General features: G+C 47.5%; 1 protein-coding gene. It reads left to right on the top strand.

Going from position 1 to position 526, the window contains the following annotated elements; all coding sequences use genetic code 11:
* Positions 1–526, top strand: a 526-nt coding sequence (locus tag AN214_RS21880) for a condensation domain-containing protein (RefSeq protein ID WP_152960858.1), incomplete at both ends; no start/stop codon positions are given.

Below are 526 nucleotides of genomic sequence, written 5' to 3'. Positions count from 1 at the left end.
AGTGGTGAAGCGCATGCGGTGAGCAGTGTGACCGTGAACGGTCGACCGGAGCAGGAAGGTGCTGAGCAGAGTTTAGGCTTGTACTTAAATTCCCTACCTCTCGCGGTATCGTTGAAACCGGGAAGTTGGTCTGAACTGCTGACACGGATGAATAGTGTTTATCGTGAGGGCATGGCACACCGCCGGCATCCGTTGTCGATCATTCAGCAATCCCTGGATAAAGATTTCGGTGAAGTGTCGTTTAACTACACGCATTTCCATGCTTTTGACACTGTTTCTCAATCAATTGAAGATCAAGGTATAGACGTACTTGGGATTTCTGGATTTGAACAAACAAGTTATGGTCTTGTTGTATTCGCCAGTCGCGTCAATCAGGATCAAATGGAGCTGATATTTGGCTACGATGAAAGCCTGTACTCTGCTGCCTTTATCGAACACTTAGGTGAGATGTATGTGCGTGTTTACCAGTCCCTGTTAGCGGACTTAGCGGCGTCCCATCAGTCGAGGTCGTTATTACCTGAATATG

The sequence above is a fragment of the Pseudoalteromonas sp. P1-9 genome (genome assembly GCF_001399975.1).
GTDB lineage: Bacteria > Pseudomonadota > Gammaproteobacteria > Enterobacterales > Alteromonadaceae > Pseudoalteromonas.
The sequence above is the reverse complement of the archived record's forward strand: the minus strand, read 5'-3'. Positions and strand labels throughout refer to the sequence as shown.